Annotated in this window: 14 protein-coding genes and 1 tRNA gene; all 15 read left to right on the top strand. The window is 59.3% G+C overall.

The genetic code is table 11. The features are described from left to right. Positions 1-95 precede the first annotated feature (95 nt). The 15 genes from rpsU to BFC21_RS20695 all read left to right on the top strand — a co-directional run bounded on the left by rpsU (position 96) and on the right by BFC21_RS20695 (position 19,514). The gene (gene rpsU / locus BFC21_RS20765) at positions 96-311 is read left to right on the top strand and encodes a 30S ribosomal protein S21 (protein ID WP_002551877.1); all 216 of its coding nucleotides are present in this window, start codon (positions 96-98) and stop codon (positions 309-311) included. A 470-nt stretch (positions 312-781) separates the two neighbouring features. Further along, positions 782-2,737: a DNA primase gene (gene dnaG / locus BFC21_RS20760; RefSeq protein ID WP_088378815.1), complete on the top strand. Its 1,956-nt coding sequence runs from the start codon at positions 782-784 to the stop codon at positions 2,735-2,737. 67 nt (positions 2,738-2,804) lie between these two features. Beyond that, on the top strand, positions 2,805-4,652 hold the full coding sequence (rpoD, locus tag BFC21_RS20755; protein ID WP_016782443.1) for an RNA polymerase sigma factor RpoD: 1,848 nt from the start codon (positions 2,805-2,807) through the stop codon (positions 4,650-4,652). A gap of 116 nt (positions 4,653-4,768) precedes the next feature. Then, the gene (locus BFC21_RS20750) at positions 4,769-8,125 is read left to right on the top strand and encodes a bifunctional diguanylate cyclase/phosphodiesterase (RefSeq protein ID WP_088378814.1); all 3,357 of its coding nucleotides are present in this window, start codon (positions 4,769-4,771) and stop codon (positions 8,123-8,125) included. Positions 8,126-8,155: 30 nt separating this feature from the next. Then, positions 8,156-8,232 (top strand) — tRNA-Ile (locus tag BFC21_RS20745). 262 nt (positions 8,233-8,494) lie between these two features. Further along, positions 8,495-8,947 (top strand): Lrp/AsnC family transcriptional regulator, encoded by a 453-nt coding sequence (locus BFC21_RS20740; RefSeq protein ID WP_016782458.1) that lies wholly within the window; start codon positions 8,495-8,497, stop codon positions 8,945-8,947. A 150-nt stretch (positions 8,948-9,097) separates the two neighbouring features. Next, on the top strand, positions 9,098-10,780 hold the full coding sequence (locus tag BFC21_RS20735; RefSeq protein WP_088378813.1) for an NAD(P)/FAD-dependent oxidoreductase: 1,683 nt from the start codon (positions 9,098-9,100) through the stop codon (positions 10,778-10,780). 172 nt (positions 10,781-10,952) lie between these two features. Then, a complete protein-coding gene (locus BFC21_RS20730; RefSeq protein WP_088378812.1) occupies positions 10,953-11,747 on the top strand; it encodes a carbon-nitrogen hydrolase family protein in 795 nt (264 codons plus the stop codon). A 39-nt stretch (positions 11,748-11,786) separates the two neighbouring features. Then, a complete protein-coding gene (pqqF, locus tag BFC21_RS20725) occupies positions 11,787-14,216 on the top strand; it encodes a pyrroloquinoline quinone biosynthesis protein PqqF (protein WP_120266461.1) in 2,430 nt (809 codons plus the stop codon). Between the two features lie 152 nt (positions 14,217-14,368). Beyond that, positions 14,369-14,443, top strand: a complete 75-nt coding sequence (gene pqqA, locus BFC21_RS20720; RefSeq protein WP_003444522.1) for a pyrroloquinoline quinone precursor peptide PqqA — start codon at positions 14,369-14,371, stop codon at positions 14,441-14,443. Positions 14,444-14,525: 82 nt separating this feature from the next. Then, positions 14,526-15,437: a pyrroloquinoline quinone biosynthesis protein PqqB gene (gene pqqB, locus BFC21_RS20715; RefSeq protein ID WP_120266460.1), complete on the top strand. Its 912-nt coding sequence runs from the start codon at positions 14,526-14,528 to the stop codon at positions 15,435-15,437. Between the two features lie 116 nt (positions 15,438-15,553). Then, a complete protein-coding gene (gene pqqC, locus BFC21_RS20710) occupies positions 15,554-16,306 on the top strand; it encodes a pyrroloquinoline-quinone synthase PqqC (protein WP_016782463.1) in 753 nt (250 codons plus the stop codon). Beyond that, a complete protein-coding gene (pqqD, locus tag BFC21_RS20705) occupies positions 16,303-16,578 on the top strand; it encodes a pyrroloquinoline quinone biosynthesis peptide chaperone PqqD (protein WP_016782464.1) in 276 nt (91 codons plus the stop codon). Before pqqC ends, pqqD begins: the two co-directional genes overlap by 4 nt. Further along, positions 16,571-17,716, top strand: coding sequence for a pyrroloquinoline quinone biosynthesis protein PqqE (gene pqqE, locus BFC21_RS20700; protein WP_186349587.1), 1,146 nt, complete (start codon positions 16,571-16,573; stop codon positions 17,714-17,716). The genes pqqD and pqqE overlap by 8 nt, the downstream gene beginning before the upstream one ends. Then, entirely contained in the window at positions 17,682-19,514 is a 1,833-nt protein-coding gene (locus BFC21_RS20695) for a S9 family peptidase (protein ID WP_120266459.1), read from the top strand. The genes pqqE and BFC21_RS20695 overlap by 35 nt, the downstream gene beginning before the upstream one ends. The last annotated feature ends 54 nt before the right edge of the window (positions 19,515-19,568 follow it).

The raw sequence follows: 19,568 nt of genomic DNA, 5'->3' as shown, positions 1-19,568 counted from the left end.
GAGGGGTTAACATCCGCAACCCTTAAAAACCGACGTCTTCCAACGCGATTTTGCCTTGAGACGTTGACCCCGGTAATGAATGAAGGTAGCTCTGGATGCCAGCCGTCAAAGTAAAAGAGAACGAACCCTTCGACGTAGCTCTGCGTCGTTTCAAGCGCTCCTGCGAAAAAGCCGGTGTTCTGGCTGAAGTTCGCAGCCGCGAATTTTACGAGAAGCCGACTTCTGAGCGTAAGCGTAAAGCAGCAGCTGCTGTTAAGCGTCACGCGAAGAAAGTTCAGCGCGAGCAGCGCCGCGCCGTTCGTCTGTACTAATACACAGACGTTCGTTGCACGCTTCTGCCAAGCCCGGCCTAAAGCCGGGCCGTAGGCAGTTGTTGCAAGTTACATGCTTTATCGTCAAGGCCGCAGATGCGACCGCGACAAGCGTTACATCACGTCAGACCTGGCCTAATAGCCAGCGGTGCACGTCTTTACTGACGAGCCTTCCAAGGCTACCGACGCGCACACCTCTCTGATTTTCCTTAAAGACGATCAGCCCAAGGCACCTCTCCAGTGCCTGCTTATGAGCTATCCGAGACCAGCCATTGGTCAGTGCCGGACTCAGAGCGTGACATTTATCGATCCCATCGACTCTGATTAATATGAGTAGAGCGGAGTTCGACAGATACACTTCCCCGAAATAATTGAGCAGACACCCCGTGATCGAGCAGAGCTTTCGCCTGCACGCACGACGATCAAGCCAGTTATGCGGTTAATTTCTGCGCAGTGATGACGAGAACGCCATGGCCGGGTTAATCCCCCAGAGCTTTATTGACGACCTTCTGAACCGTACCGATATCGTCGATGTCGTTAGCTCGCGCGTGCAAATGAAGAAAGCCGGCAAGAACTACACCGCCTGCTGCCCCTTCCACAAAGAAAAAACCCCGTCCTTCAGCGTAAGCCCCGACAAGCAGTTCTATTACTGCTTTGGCTGCGGCGCTGGCGGCAACGCCCTCGGCTTTATCATGGACCACGACAACCTGGACTTCCCCCAGGCTGTCGAAGAACTGGCCAAAGCCGCCGGCATGGAAATCCCGCGAGAAGAAAGCGGTCGCCCACATAAACCACGGCAGCCGACTGACTCACCGCTCTACCCACTTCTGACTGCCGCTGCTGACTTTTATCGCCAGGCTCTAAAAAGCCATCCGGCACGCAAAGCAGCTGTGGACTACCTGAAGGGCCGAGGCCTGACCGGTGAAATAGCCCGCGACTTCGGTTTGGGCTTTGCGCCACCAGGCTGGGACAACCTCTACAAACACCTGAGCAGTGACACGCTGCAACAAAAAGCCATGATCGACGCCGGCCTGCTGGTGGAGAACGCCGAGACCGGCAAGCGTTACGACCGTTTTCGTGACCGGGTCATGTTCCCGATCCGCGACAGCCGTGGCCGTATCATTGCCTTTGGCGGCCGGGTGCTGGGCGACGACAAGCCCAAGTACCTGAACTCCCCGGAAACCCCGGTCTTTCACAAAGGCCAGGAACTGTACGGGCTGTTCGAGGCGCGCAAGTTCAATCGCAGCCTCGACGAAATCATCGTGGTGGAAGGCTATATGGACGTCATCGCCCTGGCCCAGCAAGGCCTGCGCAATGCTGTCGCGACCCTGGGTACCGCCACCAGCGAAGAACACATGAAGCGTCTGTTTCGCGTGGTGCCCAGCGTGCTGTTCTGCTTTGACGGCGACCAGGCGGGCCGCAATGCAGCCTGGCGCGCACTTGAAGCCACGCTGCCCTGCCTGCAGGACGGGCGTCGCGCCCGCTTCCTGTTCTTGCCCGAAGGCGAAGACCCGGACACCCTGGTGCGCTCCGAAGGCACCGACGCCTTCAAGGCCCGCATTAACCAGCACGCCCAACCGCTGGCAGATTACTTTTTCCAGCAACTGACCGAAGAAGCCGACCCACGCTCGCTCGAAGGCAAGGCCCATATGGCCACGCTGGCAGCACCGTTGATCGACAAGGTTCCGGGCGCCAACCTGCGGGCCTTGATGCGCCAGCGCCTGAGTGAAATCACCGGCCTTACCAGTGAAACCGTCAGCCAACTGGCGCAAAGCGCACCTGTAAAAGCCCAGGCACAGCCGGCCTACGATCCGGGTATCGATTACGATGCAATGCCCGACTACAGCGACTTCCAGCAACCGGACATGTACATCCCCCAACAGGAATGGACCCCGAAAAAGCCTGGCGCTAGCGGCAAAAAGTGGGAAAACAAGCCCTGGGACAAAAAAGGCAAGCGTGGCGGCGAACGCGAGCAGGCCTGGATCCCGGTAGGCGTTGAACCCCCCACCCTGACGGCGTTGCGCACCCTGCTGCACCATCCGCAACTGGCGAAAAAAGTTGAGGATGCCGGGCACTTTGCTGCAGAAGACCAGACTAACAATCAACTGCTGATTGCTCTGGTCGAGGCCGTACAGAAAAATCCTAAGCTAAGCTCTATTCAGCTACTGTCCCGCTGGCACGGCACTGAACAGGGCCGCTTGCTGCAAAGACTGCTGGAAAAGGAATGGCTAATTGATGCCGATAACCTTGAACAACAGTTTTTCGACACCATAACTAGCTTGTCAGCTCGCCAACGCGAGCGAAATCTTGAACAACTTCTTCGAAAAGCACGTCAAGGCGAGCTAAGTAGCGAGGAAAAAAATCAGTTACGCGACCTTCTAAGTCGCAATAATCCCGCATCAAACCCGACCTCAACTGGCGCGTGAGGTCATAGCTAAGGTATAATCCTCGGCTTGTTTTTTGCCCGCCAAGACCTTCAGTGGATAGGGTGTTATGTCCGGAAAAGCGCAACAGCAGTCTCGTATCAAAGAGTTGATCACCCTCGGCCGTGAGCAGAAGTATCTGACTTACGCAGAGGTCAACGACCACCTGCCCGAAGATATTTCAGATCCGGAGCAAGTGGAAGACATCATCCGCATGATTAATGACATGGGGATCCCCGTACACGAGAGTGCTCCGGATGCGGACGCCCTTATGTTGGCCGATGCCGACACCGACGAAGCAGCGGCTGAAGAAGCGGCTGCAGCGTTGGCGGCAGTAGAGACCGACATTGGTCGTACTACCGACCCTGTGCGCATGTATATGCGTGAAATGGGCACGGTAGAACTGCTGACACGTGAAGGCGAAATCGAAATCGCCAAGCGTATCGAAGAAGGCATCCGTGAAGTGATGGGCGCAATTGCGCACTTCCCAGGCACGGTTGACCATATTCTCTCCGAGTACACTCGCGTCACCACCGAAGGTGGCCGCCTGTCCGACGTTCTGAGCGGTTATATCGACCCGGACGACGGTATTGCGCCGCCCGCAGCCGAAGTGCCGCCTCCTGTCGACCCCAAGGTGAAAGCCGAAGGTGATGACGAAGAGGACGATAAGGAAGAGTCCAGCGAAGACGAGGAAGAGGTCGAAAGCGGCCCGGATCCGATCATCGCGGCCCAGCGTTTTGGCGCTGTTTCCGATCAGATGGAAATCGCTCGCAAGGCCCTGAAAAAGCACGGTCGTGGCAGCAAGCAGGCGATTGCCGAGCTGGTTGCACTGGCTGAGCTGTTCATGCCGATCAAGCTGGTCCCGAAGCAATTCGAAGGCCTGGTTGAGCGTGTTCGCAGCGCCCTGGAGCGTCTGCGTGCCCAAGAGCGCGCCATCATGCAGCTGTGTGTGCGTGATGCACGCATGCCGCGTACCGATTTCCTGCGCCTGTTCCCGGGCAACGAAGTCGACGAAAGCTGGAGCGACGCGCTGGCCAAAGGCAAAAGCAAATACGCTGAAGCCATTGGTCGCCTGCAACCGGATATCATCCGTTGCCAGCAAAAGCTGTCTGCTCTTGAGGCCGAAACCGGCCTGAAGATTGCCGAGATCAAGGACATCAACCGTCGCATGTCGATCGGTGAGGCCAAGGCCCGCCGCGCGAAGAAAGAGATGGTTGAAGCCAACTTGCGTCTGGTGATCTCCATCGCCAAGAAGTACACCAACCGTGGCTTGCAGTTCCTAGACCTGATCCAGGAAGGCAACATCGGCTTGATGAAAGCGGTAGACAAGTTTGAATACCGCCGCGGCTACAAATTCTCGACTTATGCCACCTGGTGGATCCGTCAGGCGATCACTCGCTCGATCGCCGACCAGGCCCGCACCATCCGTATTCCGGTGCACATGATCGAGACGATCAACAAGCTCAACCGTATTTCCCGTCAGATGTTGCAGGAAATGGGCCGTGAACCGACCCCGGAAGAGCTGGGCGAACGCATGGAAATGCCTGAGGACAAAATCCGCAAGGTATTGAAGATCGCTAAAGAGCCGATCTCCATGGAAACCCCGATCGGTGATGACGAAGACTCCCATCTGGGTGACTTCATCGAAGACTCGACCATGCAGTCGCCAATCGATGTAGCCACAGTTGAGAGCCTTAAAGAAGCGACACGCGACGTACTCGGCGGCCTCACAGCGCGTGAAGCCAAGGTACTGCGCATGCGCTTCGGTATCGACATGAATACCGACCACACCCTTGAGGAGGTTGGTAAGCAGTTCGACGTTACCCGTGAGCGGATTCGTCAGATCGAAGCCAAGGCACTGCGCAAGCTGCGCCACCCGACGCGAAGCGAGCATCTGCGCTCCTTCCTCGACGAGTGACAACAAAACCCCCGGCCCTGCCGGGGGTTTTGCTTTACCGCGAATCATTTCCTGCCCCTCCCCTCTGCCACAGCCCGACTACACTGGATGCATCCAGGTGTATTGAAGGGACTCGCATGTCACGCTTGCTGGCTATCCTGCTACTGTCGCTTGTCGCATGGACCTCTGGCGCCCAAGCCCTGACGTTCACCGACGAAGAACAGCAGTGGCTCAAGGAGCACCCTGAACTGCTCCTGGGCATCGATACCACCTGGCCGCCCTTTGAATTCCTTAACGCACAGGGCATCTATACAGGCCTGGCTGCCGACTATGTGAATCTGATCACCAACCAACTGGGAGTAAGCGTCAAGCAGGTCGCGGCCTCGAACTGGAGCGAAGTGCTGGAGCAAACCAAGGATGGCAAACTCGACTGGCTACCCGGCATCATGTCGACACCCGAGCGCCAAAAGCGCCTGGCGTTTACCCGGCCCTACCTGGACTTCCCCATTGTCATCCTCGCCCATGAGGGCGGCGCGGCGCCTAAAAACATCCAGGAACTCTACGGCCTGCGGGTTGGCGTAATCGAGAACTACGCCCCGCATGAGCTGCTGCGCACCCAACACCCCGACCTCAACATCGTCGCCCTGCCCAATGTCAGTTCGGCACTGCAGGCCTTGGCCACCGACCAGGTAGATGCGATGGTGGGTGATCTGGCTTCCAGCGTATGGAGCCTGCGCCAGCTCAAACTCGATGGCCTGTACGTCAGCGGCGAAACCCCTTATCGCTTTCAACTGGCTATGGCCGTGCCTAAAGACCAGACCGTCCTGCTGGGGCTGCTGGACAAAGTGCTGGCCAATATCAGCCCCAGTGAAACCGAGCGCATTCAGCAGCACTGGGTCGGCAATATGAGCGACTATCGAACCCTGTGGCGCACCCTGCTGCTGTATGTCCTGCCCGGCATACTGCTACTGGTGGTCGTGCTGATCGTGGTCATCCGCATTAACCGACGCCTGAGTTCCGAGATTGCCCAGCGCACAGCCCTCGAACAAGAACTGCGCAGCAGCGAGGATCACTACAAGGGCTTGATTGAAAGCCTTTCAGCCATCGCCTGGGAAGCGCGCCTGGACAACGAGACCTACACCTATGTGTCCCCGCAGGCCGAAGCCTTGCTCGGTTATCCCGTCGCCGACTGGCTAGTCCCCGGGTTCTGGAAGCGGGTCGTCCACCCCGATGACCTGCCCCGGATCCAGGCCTGGCGTAAAAAGGAGATCAGCGCAGGCCACGATCACAGCCTGGACTATCGCGTGATCACCGCAGAGGGCAACACCCTTTGGTTACGCGACATTGCCAGCATCACGACGCACCACCAACAGGCCGTGGTGCGCGGCCTGATGATCAATATCAGCGAAACCAAGCAGACCGAAGAAGCCTTGCTCCTTTCCGAAGAAAAGTTTGCCAAAGCCTTTCACGCGTCCCTTGATGGCTTGTTGCTCAGTCGTCAGAGCGATGGCCTGATTATCGAGATAAACGAAGGCTTCAGCCGCCTCATCGGCTATGACAGTGCCAGCGCCCTGTACCACTCAACGCTGGAACTGCAATTGTGGGTCGACCCCCAGGAGCGTCGTAACCTGCTCGCGATCCTGGAAAAAAACGGCTTTGTGCGCGACTTCACCTGCCATATCCGGCACAAGGAAGGGCAAGTGCGTCTTTGCGAAATCTCCAGTTACCCGCTGATGATCGGCGCCGACGACTGCATCTTGACCATCGTCCACGACATTACCGAGCGCCACCAGATGCAGGAAAAACTTCTGCAAACGGCCACCGTATTCGACAGTACGGCCGAAGGCATCATCTTTACCGATCCCGAGCAAAAAATTACGGCTGTAAACCGGGCCTTCAGCGAAATTACCGGTTACTCCGAAAGTGAAGTGCTGGGCCAGACGCCGCGCATCCTGGCCTCTGGCCGGCACGACAAACTGTTCTTTGCATCCATGTGGTACCAGCTGTCGAGCGCTGACAACTGGCAGGGCGAAATCTGCAACAGGCGCAAAAACGGAGAGACCTACCCCAGCTGGATGACCATCAGCGCCGTGCGCAATAACACTGATGTGGTGACGCATTTTGTGGCCGTATTTTCAGATATTTCCACCCTCAAACAGGCCCAGGAACGCCTTGATCACCAGGCCCACCACGACCCGCTGACCAACCTTCCCAACCGCTTGCTGTTTGAAAGCCGGGTGCGCCAGATTCTCAGCGATCAACGACGCAACGATCAATACAGCGCCGTGCTGTTCCTGGACCTTGATCGCTTCAAGAACATCAATGACAGCCTCGGCCATCCAGTGGGTGACCAGTTGCTCAAGGGCATCGCGACCCGCCTGACGGAGCAGTTGCGCGACATCGACACGGTTGCCCGCCTTGGCGGTGACGAATTTATTGTGCTGTTGCCCGGGCTTAAACACCCGGACGCGGCACAGATGATTGCCGAAAAACTGCTGGGCAGTTTTAACGAGCCGTTTCTGACCGACGAAAGCGAACTGTTTATCAGCGCCAGCATCGGCATCAGCGTTTACCCGGACGATGGCGCTGACGTGGCCACACTGATCAAGAATGCCGATATCGCGATGTACCACTCCAAACTCAAAGGGCGCAATCGCGTCGAACGTTACAGCCACGACCTCAACTCCCAGACCAGCGCCCGAATTCTTCTGGGGCAAGAGCTGCGCCGCGCCCTGGAACGTGGCCAGGTATCACTGCTGTACCAACCCAAAGTCCGCTTGCGCGACCACACGCTGGCCGGCGCCGAAGCACTGCTGCACTGGAACCACCCTCTACTCGGAGGAATCTCACATGAGCGCTTGATTCATCTGGCCGAAGAAAACGGCATGATCATACAAATCGGCGACTGGATGCTGGAACGTGCATGTCAGCAATTATGCTCATGGAATCAGCTGTACAAGCCCTTTGGACCGATCTCGGTCAACCTTGCCAGCGCTCAATTGCACCAGCCGGGACTGATCGCACACATCCAGCAACTGCTCGAAACCTGCAGGCTCAAACCCGAGAGCCTGAAACTGAAAATCACCGAAACCTTTCTTACCGGCCAGACCGAAGAAGCGTTTGACGCCTTGCACCGGCTCAAGCAACTGGGGGTAAAACTGTCCATCGACAACTTCGGCACCGGCAACTCGTCGCTCAGCTACCTCAAGCGCTTGCCGCTGGATACGCTGAAAATCGACCCGTCATTTGTGCATGGCTTGCCCGACGACAGCCATGATGCTGCCATTGTGCATGCCATCATCGCGCTGGGGCACAGCATGCACTTCTCCATCATTGCCGACGGCGTTCAAACCCGGGAGCAACAGGTCTTTCTGGCGCAGGCAGGTTGCGAACTGATCCAGGGCGAGATCGTCAGCCCGCCGTTGCTGCCCGAAAATTTCGCAGCGACCTTTCTTCACCTCGCAATTTCAGATCTTTCGGATAGCACTACTTAGAATCCGTCGTTATAATCCGCGACCTACTGAGGGCCTATAGCTCAGTTGGTTAGAGCAGGGGACTCATAATCCCTTGGTCGTAGGTTCGAGTCCTACTGGGCCCACCAAACTCAAAGCCGCGCACTGCGCGGCTTTTGTGTTTCCGGGGTTTGGGGTTTTGCTTTTCAAACGCCCCAAAAACCGGTTTGCGTCCACAAAACGTCCACAGCCAGTCCTATAGCCCCTCCGCTGCTGACCGCGTGTCCCGGGTTAGGCCATAAGCCTGTTACCAGCCTAATCAGCTCAAATAGTGAGCCGATTAAGCTCATTAATCGGCTCACAAAAGATAAACTCCAGGACTGCCAAACACGCTCAACCCTGGAGCCACCCTTGCCTGACACCCGCCCCCCTGCACTGGATGAAATCGACCGTCAATTGATCGCGGCCTTGCAGCTCAATGCCCGGGAAAGCGTGGCAATGCTGGCACGCCAATTGGGCATTGCCCGCACCACCGTGACCTCACGGCTGGCGCGGCTGGAGAAAACCGGGGTGATTACCGGCTACGGAGTCCGCCTGGGCCAGCGCCTGATTGATGGCGGCCTGCAGGCTTATGTCGGGATTACCGTGCAGCCACGCTCCGGCAAAGACGTCGTGCGCCGCTTGAGCGCAATGGCCCAGGTGCAGCAGCTGTGCGCAGTCAGTGGCGAATTCGATTATGTGGCCTGGTTGCGCAGCGACTCGCCCGAGCAACTTGACCAATTGCTCGATCAAATCGGCAGTGTCGAAGGCGTCGAGAAAACCACCACCTCCATCATCCTCAGCAGTAAAGTTGATCGCGGATAAGTCATTTCGACTGCCATTTTCGTCATATCGACCAAACAAAAGCCATAACGACGACACTTTGCGTCTTATTTACGTGTTCTACGCTGCCTATCATGGTGCCTGTCTTTTTCTATACTCAAGGTTACGCTTGGGTCGCCAGCAAGGTCAGCCATGAACAAGAATAATCGCCACCCTGTCGACGGTAAAAAACCCGTCACCATCTTCGGCCCGGACTTCCCGTTTGCCTTCGATGACTGGATCGAACACCCCGCTGGCCTGGGCAGTATTCCCACACACAAACTTGGCGCTGAAGTGGCGATTGTCGGCGCCGGCATGGCCGGGATGGTGGCCGCCTACGAGCTGATGAAGCTGGGCCTCAAGCCCGTGGTGTATGAAGCCTCGAAAATGGGCGGGCGCCTGCGCTCACAAGCTTTTGAAGGCAGTGAAGGGGTCATCGCCGAGCTCGGCGGCATGCGCTTTCCGGTGTCGTCCACGGCGTTCTACCACTATGTGGACAAGCTGGGGCTGGAGACCCAACCCTTCCCCAACCCGCTGACCCCTGCGTCGGGCAGTACGGTCATCGACCTCGAAGGCCAGACGTTCTACGCACAAAAGCTGGCGGACTTGCCTGCGCTATTTCAAGAAGTGGCTGACGCCTGGGCAGACGCCCTGGAAGAAGGTTCGCGCTTTGGCGATATTCAGCAAGCCATCCGTGACCGTGACGTCCCTCGCCTCAAAGAGCTGTGGAACACCCTGGTTCCACTGTGGGACGACCGCACGTTCTACGACTTCGTCGCTACCTCCAAGGCCTTCGCCAAGCTGTCGTTCCAGCATCGAGAAGTGTTTGGCCAGGTCGGTTTTGGCACCGGCGGATGGGACTCGGACTTCCCCAACTCGATGCTGGAAATCTTCCGCGTGGTGATGACCAACTGCGACGACCATCAGCATCTGGTGGTGGGCGGTGTCGAGCAGGTGCCACTGGGGATCTGGCGTCATGCCCCCGAGCGCTGTGCCCACTGGCCTGCAGGCACCAGCCTGAGTTCGCTGCACAACGGCGCGCCGCGTACCGGGGTCAAGGCCATCTCTCGTGCAGCGGACGGGATGTTTTCCGTCACTGACATTCTTGGTGTCACACGCCCCTACGAGGCCGTGCTGGTTACCTGCCAAAGCTGGTTGCTGACCACCCAGATCGAATGCGAAGAGTCGCTGTTCTCGCAAAAACTGTGGATGGCCCTGGACCGAACGCGCTACATGCAATCGTCGAAAACCTTCGTTATGGTCGACCGCCCGTTCTGGAAGGACAAAGACCCGGAAACCGGCCGCGACCTGATGAGCATGACCCTCACCGATCGCCTGACCCGCGGCACCTACCTGTTCGACAACGGTGACGACAAGCCGGGGGTTATTTGCCTGTCGTACTCGTGGATGAGCGATGCGCTGAAAATGCTCCCGCACCCTGTGGAAAAGCGCGTGAAGCTGGCCCTCGACTCGCTGAAAAAGATCTATCCGAAGGTGGATATCGCCAGCCGTATCATCGGCGACCCGATCACCATTTCGTGGGAAGCCGACCCGCATTTCCTGGGGGCCTTCAAGGGCGCCCTGCCGGGGCATTACCGCTACAACCAGCGGATGTACGCGCATTTCATGCAGCAGGACATGCCCGGCGAACAGCGCGGTATTTTTATTGCCGGTGATGATGTGTCGTGGACCCCGGCCTGGGTCGAAGGCGCGGTGCAGACTTCATTGAACGCGGTGTGGGGCATCATGAAGCACTTTGGCGGCAGCACCCATGCCGAGAACCCGGGGCCAGGCGATGTGTTCCATGAAATCGGCCCGATTGCCCTGCCGGATTGACGCCGAAGGGCAGATTGATCCCTGTGGGAGCGGGCTTGCTCGCGATGGTAACGCCGAGGTTTACCTGACAGACCGCGCCACCTGCATCGCAGGCAAGCCAGCTCCCACAGACAATGCGTTGCCAGCAGAGCCCGCAGCCTGCCACACCAACAGTCAACACCAGGAGAACCCCATGCGCGTCGCCCTCTACCAATGCCCGCCCTTGCCGCTGGATGTTGCGGGCAATCTGCAACGCTTGCGTGACATCGCCCGACAAGCCGAAGGCGTAGACCTGCTGGTACTGCCCGAAATGTTCCTGACCGGCTACAACATCGGCGCCCAGGCTGTAGCCGAACTCGCACAAGCCCACGACGGCGACGCCGCGCAGCAGATTGCCCAATTGGCCAAAGCCACTGGTATGGCGATCGTCTACGGCTACCCCGAGCGCGGTGCGGACGGGCTTATCTACAACAGTGCACAGTTGATCGACGGCCACGGCCAAAGCCTGTGCAACTACCGCAAAACCCACCTATTCGGTGAACTCGACCATTCGATGTTCAGCAAAGGCCCCGACTCATTCCCGGTCATTGAATTCAATGGCTGGAAGCTCGGGCTGCTGATCTGCTACGACCTCGAATTCCCGGAAAACACCCGCCGGCTAGCCCTCGCCGGAGCGGAAGCGATTGTGGTGCCCACCGCCAACATGGCGCCCTACGACTTTATCGCCGATGTCACCGTGCGTTGCCGCGCCTTCGAAAATCAGTGCTATGTGGCCTATGCCAACTACTGCGGCCATGAAGGCGAGATCCATTACTGCGGCCAAAGCAGCATCGCCGCACCCAACGGCAAGCAGATTGCACTGGCCGCCCAGGACGAGACCCTGCTGGTTGCAACGCTGCAACGCCAACAGCTGGCTGATGCCAAAACCGGCAATTTCTACCTCGCAGACCGTCGCCCCGAGCTATATGGCGAGCTGAGCAAGCGTTAAATCCGCTAGCATGAGCGCTTCTCTGTTCCGGAAGTGCCCATGCCTGCGCTGAATCACCCTCACACCCAACGTCTGACGCTTGAAAACGGTCTGACCCTCTGCGTGCGCCATGAGCCGCGCCTCAAGCGCTGCGCGGCCGTTCTACGGGTCGCCGCAGGCAGCCACGACGTACCCGCTGCCTGGCCCGGCCTCGCGCACTTCCTGGAACACTTGCTGTTTCTGGGCACTGAACGCTTTGCGGCGGCAGACAACCTGATGGCCTGGGTGCAGCGCCACGGCGGGCAGGTAAATGCGAAAACCTGCGAGCGCCATACCGACTTCTTTTTCGAACTGCCACCGGGTGCCTTTGCAGGCGGTCTTGAGCGCTTGTGCGACATGCTCGCCCACCCGCGCATGAACCTGGCTGACCAACTGCGTGAACGTGAAGTGCTGCACGCCGAATTTATCGCCTGGGCCCGTGAGCCTTTGGCGCAGCGCGAGATCAAACTGTTCCAGGCATTGAACCCGGCCCATCCGATTCGGGCATTCCATGCCGGCAACCGTTACAGCCTGCCCGTACCGCGGGCGAATTTTCAGCAAGCCCTGAAAGATTTCTACCAAAGGTTCTATCAGACCGGGCAAATGACCTTAAGCCTGAGCGGCCCGTCAGCCCCCTCTGAGCTGATCACCCTGGCTGAGCACTGCAGCGCGGTGTTACGCCCCGGCAAAGCCGTGCCACAAGCCGATGCGCCTGCCTTGATGACCGGCCAGCAGCACTATCAACATATCGACGGCCCGCGCCTGAGCCTGGTGTTTGCCCTGGAACATTTGCCAGCAGAGTCTGAAAAGGCGCTGGAATTCCTGTGCCACTGGATCAATGCTGACAAAGCCGGTGGCCTGTACGCACAGTTAAGCCAGCAGCAGCTGATTGACACTCTCAAGGCCACGCCGCTCTACCACTTCAACGGCCAGGCACTGCTGCACGTTGAGTTCACCGCAGCCCATGATATTGCCCCGCACGCCACACTCATCAGCGACACCTTCCATGACTGGCTGGGGTTTTTCCGGGCACAGCAGGATTGGCCGGCGCTGCGCGAGGAATTGCGCCTGCTGCAACAACGCCAGCAAGACACCCACAGCGCACTGGCGCTGGCTCGAAGTGACTGCAAGCAACATGTACCCGGCTTGTCGGATCAAGGCGTAACAACCCTTAAGACCGTGCTTGCACAGCTACAACCAGAGGCGTTGCCGCCATCGCCACACACCTGGCAACTGCCCGCGCCCAACCCGTTTCTGCAACCGCCGAAGGAGCCCGCCAGTGCCGGCCTGATTCGCGGGCAAACCAGCGCTCACCGAGGTTTGCGCACCTTTGCCCAGGACCGCTTGCGCAGCCGTCGCGACCTTTCAGCGATGCGTTTTAGCACCGCGCTGCCAAGCCTTGGCGGCGAGGCCGCGGTTTACCTGCGCTGGCGTTTCCCCGCAAAGCCTGCTGACAACCCGTTGCCTGCACTGGAACACAGCCTGCGTGCGCTGATCCTGGATGCTCGCCATGCCGGGGTCGAACTGTCACTCAACGCACTGGGCAATGACTGGCTGCTGAAAATGCACGGCTACCATGCGCCGATGCCCGCGATTCTGGAGCAGGCCTTGCGCACACTCAGCGCTCCCGTCGAGCCGTCCACCCCGCCAGCTGACGCTGCATTGATCCCGATCCGCCAACTGCTCAAGCGCCTGCCTGAATTGTGCCAGCCGGTGGCCGAAGCAACCCTGCCCCACGATTGGGCCAATGCTCGCTGGGACGGCTTGGCAGTGGGTTTGCCCAGCGCCACCCAGGCCCTGATCACCCCCGTTCTAAACAAGGTACCCGGCACCCCGGACGCACAACTGGCCCAGCAAACCCGGCTCCCGGCCCAAAGCCAGTGGTACACCGAGCCTTGCGACTCCAGCGAACACGCATTGCTCCTGTTTTGCCCGACTCCCGAGGCAACACTGGCCGACGAAGCGGCCTGGCGCCTGCTCGCCCACATTGCGCAAACCCCGTTCTATCAACGCCTGCGGGTTGAACTGCAACTGGGCTACGCGGTGTTCAGCGGTCTGCGCCAAATCAACGGTCAAACCGGCCTGCTATTGGGTGTGCAATCACCCCACACCTCAACGACGCAAATCTTCGAACACATTCGGGATTTCCTCGCGCATTTGCCAGACCTGGTGTCGGAACTGGATGAAATATCTTTCACCCAGGCCCGCGCTACCCTGGCACAACAATTCTCGATCGAGGCCCTGGGCGTGTCTCAAGCCAGTGAGTTGCTGTGGCAAGCCACGTTGGCCGGCCACCCGTCGGATTACCTCTCAGCCCTCTATCCCGCCCTTATGGCGCTGGATCAAGGCACTACACTCAAGGCTGCACGGCAAATCAGCCAGACCGACAGCCGCTGGTTGTGTGTGGCCACAAGCCCGCCAACTGAAACGTTTTATCCCGGGAGAAGCTGATCGTTACCAACCGTGCAATGAGCTTTCTTCGACTTCGGGCGTTCAAAAAGCGTCAAATTTAGTAACATAGCCACCTAAGCGTTTGAACATCTCCTTCGGGAGCTGGACTAATCAAGAGACACCACTCACCCACCCGCTGAAGGAGTCACGTTATGGCTTGGACTAAACCTGCTTACACCGACCTGCGTATTGGCTTTGAAGTCACCATGTACTTCGCTAGCCGTTGATCTGCGTCTTCACTGAGCAGAGCAACCCAACGCCTCGGTTCGCCGGGGCGTTTTTATTTTCAGATTTGCAAGAGAACACGCCATGTTTGTCCAGATTCTAGGTTCCGCCGCTGGCGGCGGTTTCCCGCAGTGGAACTGCAACTGCGTCAACTGCGCGGGTTTTCGTGATGGTTCGTTAAACGCCAAGGCGCGTACCCAATCGTCGATTGCGATCTCCGACGACGGCGTGAACTGGGTGCTGTGCAACACCTCGCCCGATATCCGTGCGCAACTCCAGGACTTCGCCTCGATGCAACCGGGTCGTGCCCTGCGTGATACCGGGATCAGCGCCATTATTCTGATGGACAGCCAGATCGACCACACCACCGGCCTGCTGAGCCTGCGCGAAGGCTGCCCCCACGATGTGTGGTGCACCGACATGGTCCACGAAGACCTGAGCACCGGCTTCCCGCTGTTCACCATGCTCAAGCACTGGAATGGCGGCCTGAACTGGCACCGCATCGAGCTGGAGGGATCATTCACCATCCCCGCCTGCCCCAACCTGCGTTTCAGTCCGCTGCCATTGCGCAGTGCGGCACCGCCGTATTCGCCGCACCGTTTCGACCCGCACCCGGGCGACAACATCGGCCTGATCGTCGAAGACCTGCGCACCGGCGGCAAACTGTTCTATGCCCCGGGCTTGGGCAAGGTTGACGCGCCCTTGCTGGAAATCATGGCGGGCAGCGACTGTCTGCTGGTGGACGGCACGATGTGGGACGACGACGAAATGCAGCGTCGGGGCGTGGGCACCCGTACTGGCCGCGAGATGGGCCATCTGGCACAAAACGGCCCCGGCGGCATGCTCGAAGTGCTTGAGCAATTGCCCCAACAGCGCAAAGTGCTTATCCACATCAACAACACCAACCCGATCCTCGACGAAGACTCTGCCGAGCGTGCCGAACTGGCACGCCGGGGTGTTGAAGTGGCCTTTGATGGCATGAGTATCGAGCTTTAAGCTACACCACAACCCCTGTGGGAGCGGGCTTGCTCGCGATGCAAACGGCGCGGTGCATTTGACACACCGCAGCGATCCCATCGCGAGCAAGCCCGCTCCCACCCTGGAGAACCCTGATGACCCAAGCCCCACTCTCCACCGCCGAATTCGAGGCCGCCCTGCGGGCCAAAGGCGCTTATTACCACATCTACCACCCCTACCAGGTGGCAATGTACGAAGGCCGCGCCACCCGCGAGCAGATTCAGGGCTGGGTCGCCAACCGTTACTACTATCAGGTCAATATCCCGCTTAAAGATGCCGCGATCCTGGCCAACTGCCCTGACCGTGAAGTGCGCCGCGAGTGGATCCAACGCATGATCGACCACGACGGCGCACCTGGTGAAGATGGCGGTATCGAGGCCTGGCTGCGCCTTGGCCAGGCCGTGGGCCTGGATCCGGACCAGTTGCGCTCCCAGGAGCTGGTCCTGCCCGGCGTTCGTTTTGCCGTGGACGCTTACGTCAACTTCGCCCGCCGCGCCACATGGGAAGAAGCCGCCAGCAGCTCGCTGACCGAGATGTTTGCGCCGCAAATCCACCAGTCACGCCTGGACAGTTGGCCCCAGCATTACCCGTGGATCGACCCGGCCGGCTACGAATACTTCCGCACCCGCCTGGGCCAGGCCCGGCGCGACGTGGAACACGGGCTGGCAATTACCCTGCAGCACTACACTACTTATGAAGGCCAGCAGCGCATGCTGGAAATCCTCCAGTTCAAACTCGATATCCTGTGGAGCATGCTCGATGCCATGACCATGGCCTACGAACTGGACCGCCCGCCCTATCACAGCGTGACCAGCCAACGTGTCTGGCATAAAGGAATCACCCTATGAGTTTCGATCGCAGCAAAATCCCGACCTGGCGCACCGGCTATCGTTACCAGTACGAACCCGCGCAAAAAGGCCATGTGCTGCTGTACCCCGAGGGCATGATCAAGCTCAATGACAGCGCAGCCCTGATCGGCGGTCTGATCGACGGCCAGCGCGACGTCGCGGCCATTATTGGCGAACTGGACCAACAGTTCCCTGGCGTACCCGAGCTCGGCGCAGATATCGAGCAATTTATGGAGGTCGCTCGTGCAGAGCACTGGATCGAACTTGCCTGACAGCCGTATCCCGCCCAAGCCTGAAGTTGGCCTGCCGCTGTGGCTGCTCGCCGAATTGACCTACCGCTGCCCGCTGCAATGCCCCTACTGCTCAAACCCGCTGGACTTCGCCCAGCAGGGCAAAGAACTCAGCACCGAGCAGTGGATCAAGGTGTTTCGCGAGGCGCGGGAGATGGGTGCAGCGCAACTGGGGTTCTCCGGTGGCGAGCCGCTGGTGCGCCAGGATCTGGCCGAGTTGATTGGCGAAGCACGCAAGCTGGGCTTCTATACCAACCTGATCACCTCAGGGATAGGCCTGACCGAGCAAAAGATCAGCGACTTCAAGAAAGCCGGGCTGGACCATATCCAGATCAGCTTCCAGGCCAGCGACGAGCAGGTAAACAACCTGCTGGCCGGCTCGAAAAAAGCCTTCGCGCAAAAGCTCGAAATGGCCCGGGCAGTCAAGGCCCACGGCTATCCGATGGTGCTGAACTTCGTCACCCACCGGCACAACATCGACAAGATCGACCGCATCATCGAGCTGTGCATCGCCCTTGAGGCCGACTTTGTCGAGCTGGCGACCTGCCAGTTCTACGGCTGGGCCCAGCTCAACCGCGTTGGCCTGCTGCCGACCAAGGAGCAGCTGGTGCGGGCCGAGCGCATCACCAATGAGTACCGGGCCAAACTTGAGGCCGAAGGCCACCCCTGCAAGCTGATTTTCGTGACCCCGGATTACTACGAAGAACGCCCTAAAGCCTGCATGAACGGCTGGGGCAGCATCTTTTTGACCGTCACACCTGACGGTACGGCCCTGCCGTGTCATGGTGCCCGGCAAATGCCGGTCGAGTTTCCCAATGTGCGCGACCACAGCATGCAGCACATCTGGTATGACTCGTTTGGTTTCAATCGCTTTCGCGGTTATGACTGGATGCCCGAGCCCTGCCGCTCGTGCGACGAGAAAGAAAAGGACTTCGGCGGCTGCCGTTGCCAGGCCTTTATGCTCACCGGGGACGCCAGCAATGCCGACCCGGTGTGCAGCAAATCGCCCCAGCACGACCTGATTCTCAAGGCGCGCGAAGAAGCCGAGCACGCCACTCAGACCATCGAACAATTGGCCTTCCGAAATGAACGAAACTCACGCCTTATCGCCAAAAGCTGAACCCTTCAGCGCTGCACTCGCCGTGGCCGCCGGCGTCGACTTCGCAGAATTGCGGGTCGGCCCACGGGGCCTGTTCTGGAACGAATATCGCCCCCAGGACGCCGCCTCGCGTATCTGGCACTGGCGCGAAGGCCAGGCTCACTGCCTGACACCCACCGGTTTCAGCGTGCGCAGCCGGGTCTACGAGTATGGCGGTGGCAGTTTTTGCCTGAGCGATGACGCGGTGGTATTCGTCAACGAAGCCGATCAACAGTTGTACCTGCAACCCCTGGACGGCTCGGCACCACAGGTGCTGACCCAGGGCACTTGCCGTTACGGTGGCGTGCAGTTTGCCGGCGGGCAGGTGCTGGCGGTCGAGGAAACCGGCGATCAACATCGACTGGTCAGCATCGATCTTGCAACCCTTGAACGCCAGGTGCTGGCCGAAGGTGCCGACTTCTATGGCGCACCGGCACTGAGCCCCGACGGCCAGCGCCTGGCCTGGATTGAATGGAGCCGTCCGCACCAGCCGTGGACATCTACCCGCCTGATGCTGGCCGAAGGCCAAACGGCCGGACGCTGGAATACCGCGCAGTGCCTGGCCGGCGATCTTGAAGAGGAATCGCTGCAACAGCCTCGCTTCGACGCAGATAACCGCCTGCATTGCCTGACCGACCGCGCAGGGTTCTGGCAGCCCTGGGCCGAGTCCGGCGAAGGCCTGGTACCCGCACCCAGCCCGCGCGCCGATCACGCCCCGGCCCCCTGGCAACTGGGCACCACCACCTTTGTGCCGCTTGGCGAACAGGCCTGGCTGGCCAGTTGGACCGAAGACGGCTTCGGTCGCCTAGGCATCCGCACAGCTGACGGCAACCTCGAAGACTTCACCGGTGACTACAGCCACTTTCGCAGCCTGGCACTGGATGAGGCCTTTATCTATTGCATCGCCGCATCACCCATACGCCCTTCAGCCGTGATCCGCATCTGTCGCGCCGACCATAAGGTCGAGGTACTGGCTGGAGGCGTTGCGCCGCTGCCCCCTGAACGTATCAGCCGCCCGAGAACCCTGCGCTATCCCTCTGGCGAGGGCCATGCTCACGGCTTTTTCTACCCGGCGATGAATGGCGAGAAAAAACCGCCACTGCTGGTCTTTATCCACGGTGGCCCGACTTCAGCCTGTTACCCGATGCTCGACCCGCGCATTCAATACTGGACCCAGCGCGGCTTTGCCGTGGCCGACCTCAACTATCGCGGCAGCACCGGCTATGGCCGTGACTATCGTCAGGCCTTGCATCTGAATTGGGGCGTTGCGGATGTCGAAGATGCTTGCGCGGTTGTCAGTTATCTCACCGAGCAAGAACTGATTGCTCCCCGCACTGCGTTTATTCGTGGCGGCAGCGCAGGGGGCTACACCACCTTGTGCGCGCTGGCATTCCATAACGTATTCCGGGCGGGTGCCAGCCTGTACGGAGTCAGCGATCCGATTGCGCTGGCGCGAGCCACCCACAAGTTTGAAGGTGACTATCTGGACTGGTTGATTGGTGACCCGCAACGGGACGCTGACCGTTATGCGGCGCGCACTCCGTTGCTGTATGCCAACCAGATCAGCGTGCCGGTGATCTTCTTCCAGGGCGAACTGGACGCCGTAGTGGTGCCGCAACAAACCCGCGACATGCTCCAGGCCCTGCAATACAACGGCATCCCGGCCCAGGCCCATTACTACCCGGACGAACGCCACGGCTTTCGCAAGGCCAGTAACCAGGCCCACGCGCTGGAACAGGAGTGGTTGTTTTACAGCGACTTGCTGACAAAGACGCCTTGAAAAACGGTGGGAGCGGGCTTGCTCGCGAAGCATGCCACGCGGTCCGTCTGGATT

The sequence above is a fragment of the Pseudomonas sp. TMW 2.1634 genome (genome assembly GCF_001703595.1).
Classification (GTDB): Bacteria; Pseudomonadota; Gammaproteobacteria; order Pseudomonadales; family Pseudomonadaceae; genus Aquipseudomonas; species Aquipseudomonas fragi.
The sequence above is the reverse complement of the archived record's forward strand: the minus strand, read 5'-3'. Positions and strand labels throughout refer to the sequence as shown.

Excerpts from the sequence above, each read along its gene's own strand:
- rpsU (WP_002551877.1), top strand. The coding sequence starts at position 96 with ATGCCAGCCGTCAAAGTAAAAGAGAACGAACCCTTCGACGTAGCTCTG.
- dnaG (WP_088378815.1), top strand. The coding sequence starts at position 782 with ATGGCCGGGTTAATCCCCCAGAGCTTTATTGACGACCTTCTGAACCGT.
- rpoD (WP_016782443.1), top strand. The coding sequence starts at position 2,805 with ATGTCCGGAAAAGCGCAACAGCAGTCTCGTATCAAAGAGTTGATCACC.
- BFC21_RS20750 (WP_088378814.1), top strand. The coding sequence starts at position 4,769 with ATGTCACGCTTGCTGGCTATCCTGCTACTGTCGCTTGTCGCATGGACC.
- BFC21_RS20735 (WP_088378813.1), top strand. The coding sequence starts at position 9,098 with ATGAACAAGAATAATCGCCACCCTGTCGACGGTAAAAAACCCGTCACC.
- BFC21_RS20730 (WP_088378812.1), top strand. The coding sequence starts at position 10,953 with ATGCGCGTCGCCCTCTACCAATGCCCGCCCTTGCCGCTGGATGTTGCG.
- pqqF (WP_120266461.1), top strand. The coding sequence starts at position 11,787 with ATGCCTGCGCTGAATCACCCTCACACCCAACGTCTGACGCTTGAAAAC.
- pqqB (WP_120266460.1), top strand. The coding sequence starts at position 14,526 with ATGTTTGTCCAGATTCTAGGTTCCGCCGCTGGCGGCGGTTTCCCGCAG.
- pqqC (WP_016782463.1), top strand. The coding sequence starts at position 15,554 with ATGACCCAAGCCCCACTCTCCACCGCCGAATTCGAGGCCGCCCTGCGG.
- pqqD (WP_016782464.1), top strand. The coding sequence starts at position 16,303 with ATGAGTTTCGATCGCAGCAAAATCCCGACCTGGCGCACCGGCTATCGT.
- BFC21_RS20695 (WP_120266459.1), top strand. The coding sequence starts at position 17,682 with ATGAACGAAACTCACGCCTTATCGCCAAAAGCTGAACCCTTCAGCGCT.